The organism is Murinocardiopsis flavida (genome assembly GCF_003014485.1).
Lineage (GTDB): Bacteria > Actinomycetota > Actinomycetes > Streptosporangiales > Streptosporangiaceae > Murinocardiopsis > Murinocardiopsis flavida.
On the sequence record NZ_PYGA01000024.1, the window covers coordinates 1 to 18,589 of the forward strand.

Below are 18,589 nucleotides of genomic sequence, written 5' to 3' on the forward strand. Positions count from 1 at the left end.
CCGCCCGCGGAGTTCGAGGCCGATCACTACCAGCGGGAGTTCGGGTCAGCAGAGGATAGAGCGTTGGTTCCGAGCCTCTAAAGAACCCGGCACGGAACACGGTGCTGCGCAACACCCTGACCACGCTGCTCTCCACGCGGGTGGAGGTGAACCGGCGAACGGTCGCAGTGATGCGGGCTGATCATGCTGCTCTCCACGCGGGTGGAGGTGAACCGTACATGCAGGACCTGAAGACCAACTGAATGAACTGCTCTCCACGCGGGTGGAGGTGAACCGTCCCCCGTGTCCGCCGACGCTTCCCGGACCCTCTGCTCTCCACGCGGGTGGAGGTGAACCGCGCTGCGCGAAGCCACCGCCGAGCAGGTACGCCTGCTCTCCACGCGGGTGGAGGTGAACCGGGGTTCACGCAGTCGGCGTTCTGGTCGGCAGACTGCTCTCCACGCGGGTGGAGGTGAACCGACCTCGGCCGTGGGGAACTCCCGGCCGACACGCTGCTCTCCACGCGGGTGGAGGTGAACCGCCGTCGTCGCGGGCACGCAGGAAGTCCTTGCGCTGCTCTCCACGCGGGTGGAGGTGAACCGCATGGTGTACCAACTGCGGCCCTATCGCTATCCTGCTCTCCACGCGGGTGGAGGTGAACCGCCGCTTTGGGTTTTGGCTTGATTAGGGCTCTGCTGCTCTCCACGCGGGTGGAGGTGAACCGACCACCACCGCTACCAACCTCGCCTGGTGCATCTGCTCTCCACGCGGGTGGAGGTGAACCGTCCGTCGTCTCACGGGGAGCGGTCGCCGCCCGCTGCTCTCCACACGGGTGGAGGTGAACCGGTGAAACAGGCAGATGTGCAAGATTTGGTGAACTGCTCTCCACGCGGGTGGAGGTGAACCGGACGGGATGACGATGGCGAGGCTGTAGCCGAGCTACTCTCCACGCGGGTGGAGGTGAACCGAAGGTCAGGGCGGCGCGCAGCCACTCGGGTACCTGTTCTCCACGCGGGTGGAGGTGAACCGAGTTACACGGTGGGCCGGCTCGCCGACTTCTGCTGTTCTCCACGCGGGTGGAGGTGAACCGCAGCACCTGAGCCACCTGGAACAGCTCCTCACCTGCTCTCCACACGGGTGGAGGTGAACCGAGGACCGGTGGTGGTCCGTTTTCACCCGACGATCAGCCGTGACCCAGGTCTCCCACAGCAAGGTAACCGATGTAGGTTTATCCGGGGCCTCGGCATGGAAGTGCACGTCACCGTTAATCACCCCGGCCTGCACGCCGTAGTGGGAACCTGAAACCGTGTTTGTCACGTGCAGACCGCTGTCTTCGATACCCATATCGCGGAATAGTAGATGGTGTCTCTGGCGGCGAGTGTCGCGACTGCTACGGGGAGTAGCAATACGGGGTTCGCCAGATCGTCCGGCACTCCCTGCAAAGTCCTCATCGCTCCTACGAGGAACTGCAACTCGTTCTCGTATTCGACGAACCCGACTGCGGGCAATCCTTATCGTTCCTACGAGGTGCAGCAATGGCAGCAGGCGGGCGGGGCCATCCTAGGTGTCCGTATAGCTCCCACGAGGGGAAATCGAGACCGGTCAAGGGGGTGCACACGCGCCGTGCCGTCCCGGCTGAGTCCCGTACCGTCGTTGAAGTAGCGGCTGGTGTGAGCTGAGTACTGCGAAACCATCGCCATATTATCGCTCGATGATCATTCGAGAAGAACGAAAGTTGATCTTATCTATCGCCTCGACCGAGTGAGTGATGCAAGTGCAGTCAGCGTTTGCATTGCGAGTGCATTTGCATATGCGTCACCGTAGCTATTTTGGGTTGACCGATGGGATTCTTCGGCCGATTCTGGTCTGGTTGGTTTAACCGGAGCTGGATGTGATATCCCTGGTGGGCGTGTATGTGCCGTGGTTCTCCTTTGGTTTCGGCTGTTCTAATAAAATTCCCTGATGCGATTATTGAGATTCCGGAATGTGAGGTCGGGTGAGGGGCGGTCCCACATGCAGATCTGCGTACTTGGATCGATCGAGGCAACCGTCGATGGCCGCCGGGTTGCGGCCCCGCACAAGTCGATGGTCCTCCTCGTCTCGCTCGCGCTGGCTGGCGGGCGGCCGGTCAGCCCGGAAACCCTCGGGGAACGGCTGTGGGACGGCGACCCCGGATCGACATGGCGTTCTGTACTGCACACCTACATCACCCGGCTGCGGCGGAGCCTGGAGGCGGCGGGGTACTCGCGCACGCGCCTGAGCCAGAGCACCGCCGGCTACATGCTCGACGTCGCTCCCGACGATGTCGATTGGCTGCGCTTCTCCGCGCTGCGCTCGCGTGCCGCGGCGCAACTGCGCGGGGGAGAGGTCCACTCCGCCGTTGAGATCCTCGGCGAGGCCCTGCGGCTCTGGCGTGGCGAGCCGATGCCCGGTTTCCCCGAGCGCTGGGCTGACGACCTGCGCACCACCATGCAACGCGCTCACCAGGCCGCCTTGGCGGCATGGGCACGTGAGGCCCCCCGCCTGCATCCCCTGGAGGACGTCGCCGACCGGCTTTCGGAGGCGGCCGGACTCTACCCCCTGAACGAGGCGCTCGCGGTCCACCTGATGCGCGCCCTGCACGGCGCCGGGCGATCCGCCGATGCCCTCGAGACCTACAACCGGATCCGGCACCGCCTTGTCGAGGAGACTGGCGCGGATCCCCACCCTGATCTTCTCAAAGCCCACCAGGAGATCATGCGCGGGCAGAATGCCCATGCGCCATCGACTGAGAAGCCGGTTCATCCGCCCGAGCACGACGTGTCCGCGCCGGGCGTCCCGATCACCAGCAACCTTCCCCGCGACATCGCCGACTTCGCCGACCGCTCCGCAGACATTGAACGGATCCATCGCACTCTTGACCCTGCCGAAGGAGCGGCCGCGGCCCGGGTGTGCGTCCTCAGCGGGATGCCCGGGGTAGGAAAGACCAGCCTCGCCGTCCACGCCGCCCACCAGTTGGGTACGAGCTTTCCGGACGGCAGCCTGATCGTGGAGTTGCACGGCCACCATGAGCACCACCGGCCCTTGAGTACGGAACAGGCATTGGGCCAGTTGATCCAACTGGCCGGCCTGCCCCCGCCCGCTCCCGGTGACTCGGTCGAGCAGCGTGTCGCTTCCTGGCGCGATCACACTGCGCGTCGGCGACTCCTGCTGGTCCTGGACGACGCCGCCGATGCCGAGCAGGTGGTGTCGCTTCTGCCGAGCGGGAGCCGGTGCGCGGTGATCATCACCAGTCGGCGCCACCTCCGCGAACTCGACGGTGCCGAGCACCTCAGAGTCGCGGTGCCCGAGCCCGAGGACGCCGCCCGCGTGTTCACCGCAATCGCGGCGCCGGGCCGCTCCCTGCGCACCGCGGCGCACATCGCGGAGATCGTGCAGCTCTGCGGTCAACTACCGCTGGCCATGCGGCTGATCGCCACCCGCTTGGACCTGCGCCCGACCTGGGGGGCGACCGAGGTCCTCACCCGGCTGCGCGCCGCCGCAGACAAGGTGGGCGAATTCCGGTCGGGGCAGCGCCACCTCGACGCGGCCTTCGCCGTGTCACTGCGCAGCCTCAGTTCCCCGGCGCGCGCGGCGTTGCTGCATCTGGGGTTGCACCCGGCTCCAGTCATCGACCGCCATATCGCCGCAGCGATGCTCGGCCGTAGCCCGGAGGAGGCGGACCTGGTCCTGGAAGAGCTGATCGGGGCCTCCCTGCTCGATACCGGCCCCGACATGACCTACCGGCTGCACAGCCTGGTCCAGTCCTTCGCCCTGCGCGCCGCGCGCAGCGAGGTGCCGCCCATCGAGCAGCACAGCCTGCGCACACGCATGCTGGACGCCTACACCGACATCTGCGCCCGGGCTGATGCGGTGCTCTACCCCTACCGGCTGAGACTCGACCGCGAACCTGCGGGCGGTGCCGAGGTCGCACTGCCGAACATGGAGACCAAGGACGCCGCCGCCCGGTGGCTGACGACGCGCCTTCCCACTGTGCTGCTGATCATCGACCACGCTGTGGATAACGGGCACCCGCACCACGCCGCGCGCCTAACCCATGTGCTCGCCGAGCACCTTGACGCCCACGGCCCGTGGGAGGCGGCCGTGGGCCTGCATCGCCGGGCCCTGGAGATTCGCCGGGGCGGCCAGTGCCGACGCGCGACCGCCCAGGCGACCTACGAGCTCGCGCGTGCGCTGCTGCACGCCGGCAGTATCGACGAGGCCGACCGGTGCATCCACACCGCGGCGCAGTTGTGGGGCGATCTCGGCGACCTGGTGGGTCAAGCGTGGGTGCTCGATCAACAAGGCGTGACCGCCTCCGTTGCAGGCGCCTACGCCCGCGCGATCGACCTCCATCGGAAAGCCCAGGCGCTATTCGAACAAGGGCTCCACCGCTTCGGCATCGCTCTCAGCCTGGACCGCAGAGGCTTGTGCCACCTGCGCACTGGAGCCTTCCACGAGGCGATCGCCGCCCACAGCGACGCGCTCCGCCACCACACCCTGCTCGGCGACCCCGATACCGCGATCACCGCGAAGATCCATCTGGCCGGGGCCTATCACGGACTCGGATACCACCGCGAATCCACCGCATTGAGCCTGGAAGCACTTAAGGGAGTCCGCGCACTCGGCGACCGGCGACGCGAAGGGATAATCATGACCAATCTCGGTGAAATCGCCTCATACCGTGAAAGGAACGAGCAGGCGTTCTCCCATTTCCACGCGGCATTGGATATCCACCGGGAGGTCCACGACCCATGGACAGAAGCGGTCACCTTGAGTAATCTCGGCCGCGTGCACCTGAAATTCGGACAACTCGCCGAGGCGACGCAGTGCTTCGACGACAGTCAGCGCCTGTGCGCGACCTATGTAAACCCCGGCATCAGCGTGGAGACACTGCTGGGCCTGGGCGAGGTCGAGATGACCAACGGCCGCACCGAGGCCGCCCATGCGCTCTTTGCGCGCGCCCACGACGAGGCCGACCTGGCAGGACTGCGCCATGAGCGCGGCAAGGCGCTCACCGCGTTAGGACGCGTGCTCCTGGACACGGGCTCGCCCGACGACGCGCGCCTGCGTTGGGAACTCGCCGAGCAGGTCTTCACCGAACTCAGTGCGCCGGAGGCTGACAGCGTCCGGATAATGCTCGACATGCTGCACGAAGCATAGCAAGGGTAAAAGGCTCGAACTTCGGTTTGTTTCGGCGCTTTCCTGTGCAAGAATCACTCGTGCGTCCGCCGCGATAACCATTCGCAGTGGCGTTGTCCGGTGACGCGGGGGGACACCCCTTCCCCGTGTTCGGGTAAAGGGGCATCCCCACGCGCTTTTCTGTTGTCATCATCCAATTCCCGGCAATTGTGTTTGGGCAAACTGCGAATTGCCGGAAAACCATTTAAGGACAATGAATTGCTCAGGCTAGCATGGCGCACTCTCCTTGTCACCGCGGCTCTCGGGTGGGCGGGCGTGTGGAGTGTGCCCGTGGAATCGATGACGCCTCCCCTGTGAGGCATGCTTGAACGAAAAGGAGTTCGAAGGGTGGTGCCCGTTCGGGTGCCACCCTTTTCGTATCCCGAAATCCCTATGGATTGATGGGTTCCTGATGCATGTGCGGATGCAATGACGTATTCATGTGCATCTGGTTCTCTAGAGAGTTTGTTGGCAATAGGTCCGGAACGCCCAGAAATTCCTATCGCTGTAAAGTACTGATAAGCGGCGTTGGGGTGGAGGAGTATGTCCCGGTCCGGGAACCAGGAAAACGGGTGGGATCGAAAACCGCGGCTGTCGTCGAACCAGGTCAACGGTGATGTCCACGGCGCCGCCCTTCAAACCGGCTCCGTCTACGGCGGCGTCCACTTCCACCACGCCACCACGACCCCCGACTTGCTCCACCAGCTTCCCCCTGTCTCGCCGCACTTCGTCAACCGCAGCCAAGAGCTGGAGGATATGACGGGCATTGCCACCGAGACGCGCGGTGCGGATCAGACCGTTCTGCTGAGCGTGGCCGGGCTCGGCGGTATCGGAAAGACCGAACTCGCGGTGCGGTTCCTTCGCCAACTCGGCGGCCGCGTCACTGGACACCTGTTCGTCGACCTACGCGGCTTCGCCCGCGATGAGACCATCCAGCCCACCGAAGTCCTTCATCGGTTTCTCCGCGCTCTCGCTGTACCCGCCGGAGCGATTCCACCGGACTTGGCGACCCGGGCCTCCTGGTGGCGCTCGGCCACCACCGGACGCGGCCTCGGGATCCTTCTAGATAACGTGCTCTCCGCAGCCCAGGTACGCGCCCTGCTGCCCGGCCCCGGATCCCACGTCGTCGTCGTGACCTCCCGCGCACGCCTGGCCGGCCTGACGCTGCACGGCGCGCACTTCGTCCACCTCGATCCGTTGGAGACCAGCGACGCAACCGCGCTGCTGATCCGCCTCACCGCCCGATCGGCCGACACCGCCGATACACACGTGGCCCGCCGGGTCGCCACCCTGTGCGGTGGCCTGCCAATCGCGCTCAACGCCGTCGGAGTGCAAGCCGCCGGTGGCCTTCCACTGAGTTCTGTGGAGTCGGACCTCGCGCGCCGCGTCAGCCGGCTTTCGGTGCTCAGCCAAGAGGAGGAGTCGGTGCGCTCGGCCTTCGACCTGTCCTATGACGCGCTTGACGCAGCCACGGCGCGCACCTATCGGCGCCTGGGCTGGCACGTCGGCCCCGACATCACCGTGCCCGTCGCGAGATCCCTGACTGGCAACACGGAGGTTGAGTGCACACGCGCCTTGCGGACTCTGGCCGCGGCCAGCCTGCTGACCGACCACGGCGGGGGCCGTTACCGGTTCCACGATCTCCTGGGTCTGCACGCCCGTGACAAAGCCAGGGACGAGGAGACCGCGCTGGCGCGCGACACCGCGCTGCACCGCTTGGCCACCGAGCACGCTGAACGTGCTCGTGCAGCCGACCGCACCCTACGCCCCTACGCCGGCCCACCGATGACTCCGACATTCACCTCGCCGGAACAGGCGTTGGACTGGCTGGAGTCCGAACGGGCCAACCTCCTCGCCCTGGTGGAGGACGCCGCCTCGCACTCCCACACCGCTGCGGCCCTGGGAATCACCGAAGGATTGTGGCCGCTCTATCTGCACCGCCGCGACGCCGCTGGCTGGTTGCAGGCAGCCACCGCGACGATGGGACTGATCGATGACCCCCCGACGCGGGCCCGGTTGCTCAGCAAGCAGGCACTCGCGCTGGGATACCTCCGCCACCACACCGAGGCGCAAACAGCCTTCGACGAGTGCGAACAGATCTGGGAGCAACTCGGTGACACCTGGCGGGTATCGCAGACCCGCCAGCGCCGCGGGCTCCTCGCCCTGGGCTTAGGACACTCCTCGCGCGCCCTTGAACACTTGCAGGCGGCACGGACACTGCAAGAAGAATTGGACCAGCCGCACGACCTAGCGATCACCCTGCTGGGCATGGGCAGGGCACTCAACCAGACCGGGCGGGTCCAGGACGCGGCCCCGCTGCTGCGCCGGGCCGTGGAGACGCTTCAGCGCGTCGGCGACGCCAACCACACCACCCGCGCGACGATCGCGCTGGCCCGGGCCACGATGACCACTCACCAGGACCAGGCGCTGGGCACGTTGGACGCCGCCCTGAACCAAGCCCAGGAGCGGGGCTCGCTGGTCGCCCAAGCCGAGGCCTACGAAGCACTTGGAGACCTCGCCGCGTACCGTTCGGATACGACTGGAGCGCGTGCGCACTACGGGAAGGCTGTCCGGCTGCTGATGCAGATGGGATCCACTGACATCGCCGCCCAAATCGAGCAGCGCGCGGGCCAGTTGGGCAAACACGAGTGAGCCGCAGCAGCGACCTCACTGCGCCCACCGGTCGAGGGAGATCCGCACCGGGTGGCTGGCCATCAGCCCTGCCAGCGCAGCCGCATCCAGATGCCCACGCGAGGGGAACCCGTCGCCGACCTTGTAGGAGGCGTGCACGACCGCCTCGCCCAGCGCCCGGACCGGGTTTCCGGCCGACAGCCAGGAGTGCAGGAATGTCGGGAACAACGTGTCCCCCGCACCGAGCGTGTTCACCACCGGCCGCGGCGCCTCGGTCACGGCTCGCACCAGGGTTCCGTCGGCCAACCCCATCACCGCCCCAAGCGCACCGCACCCGATCGCCGTGATGAGGCACCCTGGGTAGGCCGCGAACATCTGCGCGATCCACTCCTTGGGCGGGCACGGCAGCCGGCGGTGGGAACAGAACACGATGTCGGCGACTTGCAGCCACTTGGCGCGCCGGGGGTCGTTGACGTCGGCGATCACCTGGGCGTCGAAGGCCACGGGAACACCGAGCCGCCCTGCTACCCCCACCAGTTCCTCGGTGAACGCCGCGGTGCTCAGCACGACCAGGTCGGCGTCGTGGCCGAGCCGTTCGAAGACCGCACCCGGGTACTTCACCTGGTTGACCTGCTGGTGCAGTGCGAGGTCGGTGTGCTGCCCGCCGTCACCGGTCAGCGACATCGCCAGGGATGACCCGTCTCCTTCGACTGCGCCCGCACCGAGCAACCCGTAGGCCTCCAGGTCGGCGCGGATCGCCGCACCCGCGATGTCCGTACCGATCACCGTGCACAACTCCACCCGCGCTCCCAACGCGCGCAGCGTCTTGGCGACGTTGGCCCCCACACCGGTGACCCCGGCCTCCATCCACTCGGCGAAGCGGATCCGAGCGGGATCGGGACCGGGAGCGCCTACCCGTGCGACGATCCCGAGGCTGGCCACGCCGGCGACCACGACGTGCGGACTCTCATCCACTGCCCTCACCTCCACGCGCTGTGCGCAGCCCGGCGATCTCCGCGTGGGGAAGGTGTGCCTGCCACTGCGGTTCGGCGAGGCCCACCTGCTCATACAGCACCCGGCGCATTCGCGTAGCGAACAGCCCGGGGTGCGAGCTGATCTGCGCCGCCACCGACCCCCACGTCCCCGGCCTGAACCGGGCCGTCATCCCTTCCACACCCGCCAGCACCGGACCGGACTCGGCGATCGTCGGGGCGCGCAGAAGCAGTTCGCTGATGGGCGCATGGGGATCCACGTCGGCCTCCTGTGCGCCCGCCATCGCCAGGGGCCGGTCGAGCAGCGTTGCATACAGCGTGGTGGACCCGTGGTCGCCGATCACCACATCGGCGGCGGCCAGCACCCCCACGCAGTCGGTGCGCTGCGGCAGGACGATCAACCCGCAGGACTCCCAGTCCGCCATCCACGCCCGCATCTGCCACGTCCCGTGCGATGCCCACACATTGGGGTGCACTAGCAACGCGACCCGCCAACCGTGCTGCTCGCGGGCCTCCTCTACCAGCCGCGCCACGGCGTCGCTGCGGGCGCCGAGCAGGGAGTGAGGACCCCAGGTCGAGACCATCACGGCGAGGCGCTGATCGCTGCCGACACCGAGCGCCGCACGGAACCTCTGCGGGACCATTCGCGCGTCCAGAAGACGATCGACCACCGGATCACCGACAACTTGGGCGTGCTGTAGGGCCTCGGGGCAGCCCTCGGCAAGTCGGCGCCGCTCCTGTTCGTGCGCGAGCACCAGGGCCGAGGGGATTACCCGGCCGTCGTGCAGGAGGCGCTGGCGATCGAGTCCGAAGGTTCCGCGCGGTGCCGCGGCGACGCCGGTGAGCGCGGGCGTCATGAACTTGCCGAAGCCGGCTCCGTGGGGGAGGAGCACCAGCGGCGCGTGAATGCGTTCGATCCCCCAGTAGCTCGCCGCGATTGCCAGGTCGAAGCGGGTTTGTTCGGCCTGGGACCACGGGATCACCACGCAGTCCAGGGCGGCTAGCCATTCGGGCACGCCCCGATGAAAGATCGAAGGAGCCATGGTGAACACGATCTGGATACGGCCATCGGCCTTGAGTAGCGCGACGACGTCCATTAGGCGTTGCGCGCAGGCGACCGAGTGGACCATCACGAGCACGGTGCGGCATCCGGGGCGCGTTACCCAGCGCTGGGCGTTCAGCCCCACCGGGGTGTGCAGCCACTGATCCATTGCGGTGTCCTCTCGCCGCGCCTGTTCGCGGTTGTGAACAGGCTGTCGGAACCGACGGTGAGGGCCGCCTCTGACCGGATACCGGACACTGCACTGTCGAAGGCTGACGAGAATCTGTCATCCAACTGGACATCGCTCTGACAGGTGTCGTGATCAGCACGCGAGCTGCGGATCTGCGCCTTTCGGTTACAGCGGTGGCACGACACCGACCTGCCTGGCGATGTCGAGCTGGTCGTGGTGGACGGGCCGCCGCTACGCTTCGGGGCGCCGTCGCACTTCCGCACCTGATGGTCCGCGGGTTTGCCGCCGAGCCGACCCGGGCGGTTCTCAAAGGCGCCGCTCCGGAGACGAGTATGGCGCTCACCCAGGCCCGTACCCGGGATACCCCGGCGGCGGCACTGCGGTCCTGCCAGACGCCCATTACGTATACGTCCCTCTGAACCCGCGTTTCACCGAATAGGGCCAGGAGGATGAGGCGTGGGTGATCGCGCTCTCCACACGCGCTCGCGAACCGTGTCACGGCACCGCTGACCTGTGGCACCTTCTACCACTCGCCCCAGCAGCGCCAATCCCACAGGTGGGGGTCCAGAGGACTCCCACCGCCTGTACGCACAGTACCGGCGCGCCTCCGGCGATCCGGCAGCAATGAGAGCGCTGCTGGTCGATATTGTCCGCCCCGTCAGCTACGGTCACGAAACCGCTCGTTAAGACTTCATCCGTGAGGTCGCGACTACGGTCACGGTCGAGCGCGCGTCGAAAATAAGTTGGGGAGGGTTGAATTGCCGCTCAGCAATATTTACAAACGTATGACCAGAACCCGAGAGGTCCCTGGTGGTGCTGACCAAACGGATGAGATTAAAGCCTTTGTTGACTCTAATCTTGTTTTCCTCCCTATAGATGCTGACGTCGAGGGAGGGGATATAATTGAGCGTCTTCTTCCGAATGGGAAGAAGCAATTTATCCAATTGACGAAACTGAATCACTTGGAGTCGCCATTCGGTTCTAGGCATCTGGACCACATTGAGGCGGAGTATCGGCTCGTTCAACGCGGTTAAGCTGAACTTCGATTGGTCATAGCGGGTACCATTCATTCTCCGGATCGCGGACGGGAGGCGTCCACGGGGCGCCGTCGTGCCGAAGGAGCGCCGGTCTTTCTTTGTGCTCCGGGACTAGTTCGTCCCGGAGCACAGCCCTGATGGTGTGCCGAAGATAACGGATGTAGTTGCGGATATCCAATTCCGCCCGCTCCTGGTCGGCGCGCTCATCATCGGAGTGCAAAGGAAGATTTCGAAACTGCTGCACCACATCGCAAAGCGCATGATATCGACTCCGGACCACGCTATCGGGGATCAAAGGCAAGGCCACCCGCAATCCATACCCTAAAGCTGCAATCGTTTCTCGGCGGCGTAACATTTCAGGGGGCTCTGGATCTCCGGCCTGACGGAATTGGGCGATTAACCACTGTGGCTTCAAGATATCGAACCCATCCTCGAAGACGAACAGCGAGTGAAGTAGCTCCCCAAGTGCACGCTCCTCGCGAACACGTATCTCATCCTGACGCGCCTCTGCGCGCCCATCGTCAGCCATCTTCTTCTCGTGTGCGAGCATCTTCTCGGTCTGCCGGTTAACACCCCAGAAAGACAGGAAACCGCCGAAAGCCGCACCGATTAGTCCACTCCACAGTTCAGTGTTGGATAACGCGTTCCCAAGCCCGGACCCGAGAAAAATTATGAAAGACAAGAGCCATTGCCAGACCGCTTGCATCGGTTTCCTTTTACTTGGTGAACTCGACTTCGATCGGATTTGTTGGTTCGATTTCGTCCCGCGAGAAGGTCACGGTCTCAGTGAACTCTTCAATCCCTGCGGGCTCCTGCGTCGTTACCGTGAGCTCGTAGAATTCGGCTGCCGATACGTCGTCGATCGAGAACTGCATCTCGCATCGATACGGGTCCTCCGACGCCACTTCGCCGGGCTCGGCAGACTCCCCGCCGACCTTCGCTTCGATGCTGTGCCAACTGTCCGCATCTCCGGTTGCGACCGTCTCATCATTGCCGTTCCGCAACACGTACGTGGTGCCCTTCCACAGGCAGTACACGTCGTCGTGGTTCTGGCCGATCTTCCCCGACTTTGTGGCTACCAGGACGTCGACTCGTACGGGCTCCTGCTCCGATGGGGCCTCGTCGGGCAGTTGGCTGCTGCATCCCGACAGCAGTAGTGCTAAGCCGAGCACGCACGCGATTCTGCGCATCTGAACTCCCTAGGGGCGGGGAGCACCGGAGCGAGCGGCGCGGAGGCCATTCAGTTTGGCACGATCCCGGGCGGACGATTGGGTTGTGACCGTTTCGGAACACGAAGAGGGCCCGGACGACCCCCGTCATCCGGGCCCTCTCATCCCCCGTAGGGCGGCCGGGAAGGGCAGGTCACCACCGCACAGAGTATACGTATTTTGGATACAGTATACAAAGTGCAATATCTTTGAATCCTGGAGATATACGAAGGAGGCCGACGTGGACATCCTGCGTTGGGCAGCCCGCCTGCTTGCCGAAATTACGCGAGGGCGGTCCCTCCACACCCCCGCAACCGTCATCGGCTGCGGGGGCGCGTTTCAATGTCCCCTGCGGGAATCGACCGGTGCCCTACTCGGCCCTGTCACTCCAGAGTGCGTGCCCCGACCTCAGGGCACCACCTGAGGTTTTCTTTTGTGGATAACGTCAGGTCGTAGGCCAGTTAAGAACCAGCCGGGAGTGGCGCTTGTCGACCACGAAGCCCCGCGGAAGCTGCTCGTCCGAAGTACCGGAGGGGACCGCCTCCACGGTGGGTACAGCGCTGCGGTCCTGGTCCCATACCCGGATCTGGTTGCAGATCCGTTCCGCGAGGTCGTCCCCGGCGGGGCCATGGCCAATGGCGCCCAGCTCGGCTCGCGCTGGGCCGTCGCCGGTGAGCCGCCGGTAGGTGAAGTAGGACAATGAAGCCCCTTCGGCAAGTGCGGGGCTGAGGCTCGGGATCGCCGGGGTCGCCCGGCCACGCTCTACGGCCGACGGCGTCGCGGTAATGCGGCACGTCCCGGGTTCGGCCGTGGCCAGGCGCAGCCACACACCATCGAAGGATTCGCTGCCGGCGACCGTGACACCGGACCATGCTTCGGTGCGCGGCTGGTCGAGGATGCCGCTGGCGGGGGCGATCTCCTGGTCTTCGTCGTAGTAGAGGGTGACGTCGTCGCCGTCGAGAGCGAGGGCGTGTTCCCCATCAGCGTGACCGCGCATCGGGATGAAACCGCAGAGCTGCATGGAGCGGCTTTCCAACCGATCTGGGGATCCGGCGAAGGCGATTGTGCGCGTCGTGCCACGGAACCGCAGCGGAACCACCATCCGCCCCGCTGCGCTGAGCTGGTCGCGCCAGGCCGAGGGCACGTCCCAGGCGCCCACAGTGACGATGATCCGGTCGTAGGGTGCGTGGGCGTCGTCGCCGAGTGCGCCGTCGCGGGCGAGCACCGTCACGTCGTCGTACCCGGCTGCGGCCAGGCCGGTGCGGGCTCCCTCGACCACATCGGTGTCGATGTCGATCGTCGTGACCTGACCGCCGGGGCCGGTGAGTTCGCGGAGCAGCGCCGCGTTGTAGCCGGTGCCTGCGCCGATCTCCAGGACTCGGTGGCCGGGCTGCACATCGAGCTGTTCCAGCATCATCGCGACGACGGAGGGCGCCGAGGCGCAACTCCGAATGGTCCCCGTCCCGTCGCGGTGGGTGGTGACGGATTCGTTGGCGTAGGCGTCCGCAGTGCTCGCGTCGGGCACGAAGAGATGGCGGGGCACTTCACGCAAGGCGCGCTCGACGCGGGCGCTGCGGACGTAGTGGTCGGCGCGGAGCTGGTCCACGAGAGCAGCGCGCAGGGACTCGGGGGTGTGGTCGGTGTCGATCATCGCTCGCAGTCTATTTCGCAGGTCATGGGTCGTGTCGGTAGTTTCCGGGAAGTCGGTCGTTAGCCGTTGAGGAGCATGCAGGCGTCCCACTCGGTGGCGGGTGGGACGCCGGTTTGGATGGTGTGGCGGACGAGTTCGACGCCCGCCCGGCCGTCAAGTAGTCCGACCTCCTGGGGCGGGGCGGTGGCATTCAGTCGTGAGGCGAGGGCCGGCAGGGACGCTGCGAGGTCAGGAGTGCGGGCGTCGGCTGCGGCGCGGTTCACCGCATGGTGGAGCCCGGCCCACCCGTGGCACAGGCCGGGCTCGGTGATCTGGGCGAGCTGGTGCCCGTCGGTGGCGCACCCAAGGAGCGCCGCCTCCGCCGTGTCTTGAAGCGCGGCGTTGCTGGTGGCGATGGCGGCGAGTTGGAGGGCGCGTCCGATTCCGGGCGTGCCGTAGCACCAGGAGGGGCGTGCTGCGGCACGGAATGTTCTTCGGCCGGTGCGGTTCTCGTCGCGGGTGACCCACGGCGGCCACCACGCGTTGGTGCCCTCGTCCTGGCGCCAGGTCTCTAACCAGGCGCAAATGCGTGTCACGGCGTTCGCGTGGCCATCCACGGTGATCCCGCGCCGCATCGCGGTCACCAGCAGCGCCAAAGGGCCGCTCACACCATGGGCCATGCCGAGGTTGCCGTGCCCGCCGGGGAAGCGGCCGTCGGGGTGGTCGGCGGGGCCGTTGGCCGTCCACCACCCCGGCAAGTTCTCCCCGTCGACGTGGACGGGTTCGGTGAGCCGCACCAGGTAGGACAACACGGCGCGGAGCCCGTCGTCGTCTGAGCGGTGGAGCAGGAGAACGCCGAAGCCGGTCAGGCCGCTGACCAGATCGAATTCGCCCAACGCCGGGAGGTCCACGTTATCAATGCGCGTGTGGGCTCGGTCGAGGCGGCCGCGAAGCAGCGTCGTGACCGCCTGATCCAAGGTGCGCAGCGCATCGGCGTAGCCGGGATGGGCGGCGGTGTGAAGGGCGAATGCCACGGACAGCGCTCCGCGGAACAGACTGCTGCCCGGGGTCGCCGGAACCGGGGTCCGGGTCGATGCAGAGGCCCAGGAGTGCGCGGCCCGCCAGTCGCCGGTGGCCCGCGCGCTTTCGGCGTGCAACAGCAGAACCCCGGGGGCGCCGCGTGCCAAGGAGTGCCCCCAACCCATGCTGGGGTCGGACGGCGGCGGGTTGGTGAGCGGTGTGGGCAGGTCGATCGTCATCGCTGCCCGTCCCGCGCCCGCCACGACAACGCAGCCGCACGTGCGAGGCGCCGGCAGGCGCGTTCGCTGTCCCGGCCGACCCCCAGGGCGCGGATGTGGTGCATGTGGAGCAGCGATTCGAGCACGGTGTCCCCTCCGGACGGGGAGCACAGGCGCCGGTAGGTGTCGAGTGCTTGCCGGCGCGTGTGCCAGGTGGCGAGGAGGTCGTCTCCACCGGGGAGGCCGCGCAGGTGGGCGAAACCGTGTCGCGGGTTGGCGAGCCGGACCGCCTGATCGGTGACCGCGCGGGGCAGCGGCGGCTTGGGCGGGGCGTGGGGGTGGTCGATGATGTAGGCGATGCCCGCCGCGGTACTGCCGGTGAACGCCGCAGCGGTGTGGATCATGGCGGCCGCCGCGAGGACGCGTCGATCCGCGGCCGAGTCGGGCACCTCCACCCATTGGGTGAGAAGGGCGGCGGAGTCGGCGGTGAACACGATCTCCGCGGCTCGCATGGCCGGGCCGTTCCCGTACCGGCCGATTTCGGGGAGGTAGGTCGCGAACTCAAGGCCGTTGATCAGGCCATCCCGGCGTAGCCGTTCCGCCCAGAACCCGATGACGGCGGTGTAGGTGCCGTGGGTGAGGGGGCCGGTGACGCGGATACGCAGGCGCAGGTGGTCCTGTTCGTGGGGGGACCGGTACCGGAGGAACCACCACTGCGGGGTCCCGCCGATGAGCCGTAGCAGGAGCGGGAGGTGGGTGGCCAGGATCTCGTCGTGGCGGTCCGGGTGGGCATAGATCTTGGCGTAGAGCCATTCCGACCGCTGGCCGCCGGGCAGGTGCCCGTGGTCGGCGCGGATCGGCACCAGCGCGCGCCCGCCGGCGAGCGGGGAGGGGGCCGGCGCCCGGGTGGAGACCAGGGGGGCGGCGACCTCGTGGGCGTGGCCGTCCACCCACCCCAGCCCGGCCGGGTCGGCGGCCTCGGTCAGCACAGCGGGCCCGGCGGTGTCCAGGTGGGTGCGGAGGAGGACGGCGTGGGCGGGCTCGGCGAGGTCCAGGCGCAGCACTCGGTCTTGGTCCCGCAGCTCCACTTCGTCGGGCATGCGCCACTGCCGCTGCCACTGGTGCAGCTCGCGATACCAGTTCTCCCACCCGGCCCCGGCGGGAGGCAGGTTGGTCGGGTCGAGGTTCCACCGGGCGGGGGACAGGACGCAGCGCCGGTAGCGCACACGCGGCAGGTGAGGCAGGGTCGAAGCGGCACCCCAGTCGAACCGGGTGTAGGTCGCGCTGAGCGCTCGGGGCAGGTTGATGAGGAACCGGGCCAGCGGCGGCAACTGTTTAACCAGGTCCAGGCCGTGGAACACCAGCGGCTCCACGACGCGCTGGCGGGACACCGACACCAGGTGGAGCCGGTCCCGGTCGGCGGTCACCGCGAGGTCATCAAGCGGAATTGCCCCTTCGTCGGCCTCACGGTGTTCACCGAGGGAGATGAGGTGGGGGAGGAACTGCGGGGTGCGGGACACGTTCTCGGCGTGGGGGTAGGCCGGGGGGACGCACACCTGGGCAGGGAGGGCACCGGCGGTGGCGGTGGGCAGACCGGCGTAGAGCGCGGCCAGGTCACTGGCGGCGTCGGTGAACCGGCCGGTCATGGTCCCGGCGGCGCGGGCCGGCGACACGGTGAGCGTGAACTCGCCCGCCTCGATCGCCTCCAGTGAGGCCGCGTGGATACGGGCGCTGATCTCCAGGTGCGGCGGCACCGCCACAGCGCGCATGTCCCCGGCGGCGAGTCGGGTGATCGTGTCCTCATCGAGCACGATCTCCCCGGTCCCATCCATCGCGGCCTGCTGCACCAGTGCCAGCAGGCGGGTGTCGCGGCCGGAGTCGGGGAGGGGCGGTTCCGCCGGGGTGAACGGCGCTCCTGGGTAGCCGGTGGGGTACCCGAGTCCGGTGTCGGGGTTCACCACGTCGGTGAGGGGGACGAGGGTGCCGGTGCCGTAGCGGGCGAGGAACGCGGCGTGGTAGGCGCGCCACACCGGCGCACCGTGAGGGGTAGCGCCCAGGCGCAGCAGTGCCCAGGCTGCCGCTTCCATCTCCTCGGCGACGGCGGGGGGAAGTTCTACATCGCAGTCCAGGTGCAGATCGACCGTGAGCGGGGTGCGCGATGCCTGCGACAGGCCGCGCATCCGCCGGACCAGGGAATCCCGGAGAGGGCCGAGACGCTCGGGCGCGGCGCCGTTGTGCTGGTCCACTCCGGCGTGGACGGAGCGCAACTCGCTGACCAGGTCGGCCACAGGCACCGGGGGGTTGGCGCCGAGCGTGTCGATCTGGTCGAGCACGTGCGCCAGCGCATCGGTGGCGGTGCCGGGGGCGCGGAGGTTGCTGACGAGGAAGCCCTGGTGCAGGAGTTCGGTGAGCATTCCCGCGACCGTCGCATCCGCGACGCCGGGGAACTCGGCGCCGACCTGGTCGGCCAGGGCGGCGAACCGGATGGGGGCGGTGGCGGCGCGCTCGACCGCGCGTACTGCCGAGGTGCGCCGGATCTGCACCTGGCCGGACCCGTGAGGGTGGAGCAGGTGGTTGCCCCGCCTGGTGCACAGGGTGCTCAGCACCACGGTGAGGTCATTGAGCAGCTCGGGGCTTGCTTCGAGCTGGGTGACGATGTCGGTGACCCACCGGGTATCGGCGCGGGCACGGGGGCGGTGGTCGCGGCCCCATCGCACCTTGGTTCTAGTGCCGAGCGCGACCGGTGCAGCGCCCGCGAAGGTTCCGAAAGGGGTCGGGCGCCCGGTCTCGCGGAGCAGGTAGCGGGTGAGCGCGGTGGCGGCGCGGCGAATGTCCTTCTCTGTGGCCTGGTTCCCGGTGGTGATCTCGCCGATTCGACGGGCGAGGGAAGGGCTGGCAAGGGTGACGGCCTCGACGGTGTCGGGCCGGGACCACATTTGCCCCACCCACGCCCGAAGTTGGTCGGCGTCGCCGGTGTGCAGGTGGGGCCAGCTCTCAGGAGAGGAATTGTAGGAGGCACGCGCCGCCCGCAATACCGCTTGCCCCATGTGGCGGTAGATCATCCCGGTCATTTCCGTCCCTTCCTTGCTCCTCGTGAGGCCGGGTTGCCGAGGAGGTACCCTCGGCAACCCGGGTGGAGATGGCGGTCAGACCGAGCTGAGGCAGCTGGAGGCGCAGCTCGGGGGGCAGTTGTCGTTGGTGGTGCAGGCCATCGGATCGCTCTCGGCGGTTTCGCTTTCGAGGACTTGGACATCGAGAACGAAGGGGTCGTCCTCGATCAGAACCACGGACATTATTGGTGTCTCCATTCTTCTGTTGGACGCGAAACTCGAAAGTAACAAATCCACCACTACCCATCAACCGGGCAGAATAGGAAATGGATTTGGAATTGGGATTGCCGAATAACCCCGCGTGATTTTCGTGATCATTTAGCGGGTTCCTTG

At 67.1% G+C, this 18,589-nt stretch carries 10 protein-coding genes and 1 CRISPR repeat array; of the genes, 2 read left to right on the top strand and 8 right to left on the bottom strand.

What is annotated here, in order from left to right; translation table 11 throughout:
* Window positions 1-125: 125 nt before the first annotated feature.
* A CRISPR array of direct repeats spans window positions 126-1,130; the repeat unit is 29 nt; unit sequence CTGCTCTCCACGCGGGTGGAGGTGAACCG.
* A gap of 862 nt (window positions 1,131-1,992) precedes the next feature.
* Together CLV63_RS26545 and CLV63_RS26550 are read left to right on the top strand one after the other, a co-directional pair.
* Window positions 1,993-5,160, top strand: a complete 3,168-nt coding sequence (locus CLV63_RS26545) for an AfsR/SARP family transcriptional regulator (protein ID WP_170134331.1) — start codon at window positions 1,993-1,995, stop codon at window positions 5,158-5,160.
* A gap of 561 nt (window positions 5,161-5,721) precedes the next feature.
* Window positions 5,722-7,830 carry an NB-ARC domain-containing protein gene (locus CLV63_RS26550; protein WP_106585965.1) on the top strand — a complete coding sequence of 703 codons (2,109 nt, stop codon included), beginning with the start codon at window positions 5,722-5,724 and terminating at the stop codon, window positions 7,828-7,830.
* A 15-nt stretch (window positions 7,831-7,845) separates the two neighbouring features.
* On the opposite strand, the gene CLV63_RS26555 is transcribed toward CLV63_RS26550, so the two are convergent.
* The 8 genes from CLV63_RS26555 to CLV63_RS26585 all read right to left on the bottom strand — a co-directional run bounded on the left by CLV63_RS26555 (window position 7,846) and on the right by CLV63_RS26585 (window position 18,439).
* Window positions 7,846-8,784, bottom strand: coding sequence for a carbohydrate kinase family protein (locus CLV63_RS26555; RefSeq protein WP_245929072.1), 939 nt, complete (start codon window positions 8,782-8,784; stop codon window positions 7,846-7,848).
* Window positions 8,777-10,012, bottom strand: a complete 1,236-nt coding sequence (locus CLV63_RS26560) for a hypothetical protein (RefSeq protein ID WP_106585967.1) — start codon at window positions 10,010-10,012, stop codon at window positions 8,777-8,779. The genes CLV63_RS26555 and CLV63_RS26560 overlap by 8 nt, the downstream gene beginning before the upstream one ends.
* Before the next feature lie 1,071 nt (window positions 10,013-11,083).
* Window positions 11,084-11,776, bottom strand: coding sequence for a hypothetical protein (locus CLV63_RS33315; RefSeq protein ID WP_146165667.1), 693 nt, complete (start codon window positions 11,774-11,776; stop codon window positions 11,084-11,086).
* A 10-nt stretch (window positions 11,777-11,786) separates the two neighbouring features.
* Complete coding sequence (locus CLV63_RS26565) at window positions 11,787-12,260, bottom strand: lipoprotein (RefSeq protein ID WP_106585968.1); 474 nt, start codon at window positions 12,258-12,260, stop codon at window positions 11,787-11,789.
* A gap of 463 nt (window positions 12,261-12,723) precedes the next feature.
* A complete protein-coding gene (fxlM, locus tag CLV63_RS26570) occupies window positions 12,724-13,929 on the bottom strand; it encodes a methyltransferase, FxLD system (protein ID WP_106585969.1) in 1,206 nt (401 codons plus the stop codon).
* 59 nt (window positions 13,930-13,988) lie between these two features.
* Window positions 13,989-15,167, bottom strand: a complete 1,179-nt coding sequence (locus CLV63_RS26575) for a lanthionine synthetase C family protein (protein WP_211301491.1) — start codon at window positions 15,165-15,167, stop codon at window positions 13,989-13,991.
* Window positions 15,164-18,217, bottom strand: coding sequence for a lantibiotic dehydratase (locus CLV63_RS26580; RefSeq protein WP_106585970.1), 3,054 nt, complete (start codon window positions 18,215-18,217; stop codon window positions 15,164-15,166). The genes CLV63_RS26575 and CLV63_RS26580 overlap by 4 nt, the downstream gene beginning before the upstream one ends.
* 75 nt (window positions 18,218-18,292) lie before the next feature.
* On the bottom strand, window positions 18,293-18,439 hold the full coding sequence (locus CLV63_RS26585; protein ID WP_170134332.1) for an FxLD family lanthipeptide: 147 nt from the start codon (window positions 18,437-18,439) through the stop codon (window positions 18,293-18,295).
* Window positions 18,440-18,589: the final 150 nt, after the last annotated feature.